The 206-nt window shown below is 68.4% G+C and carries 1 pseudogene; it reads right to left on the bottom strand.

The window, feature by feature from the left end:
- Nucleotides 1-206, bottom strand: a pseudogene (locus B4E36_RS01005) (beta-ketoacyl-ACP synthase II); the annotation flags it as partial.

Below are 206 nucleotides of genomic sequence, written 5' to 3'. Positions count from 1 at the left end.
CGAGGTTGAGCGTCGGCGGCGCGATGTTGTCGCGGATCGCCAGCGTCGAAAAGATCGCCTCGATCGCGCCGGCCGCGCCCAGAAGATGGCCGGTCGCGGACTTGGTGGAGGACATCGACACCTTGCCGGCGGCATCGCCCAGCAGCCGCTCGACGGCGCCGAGCTCGATCGTGTCGGCCATCGTCGAGGTGCCGTGGGCATTGATA

The organism is Martelella sp. UBA3392, from assembly GCF_002358775.1.
GTDB lineage: Bacteria > Pseudomonadota > Alphaproteobacteria > Rhizobiales > Rhizobiaceae > Martelella > Martelella mediterranea.
Note: the sequence above shows the minus strand (reverse complement) of the source record. Positions and strands in the feature narration are given on the sequence as shown.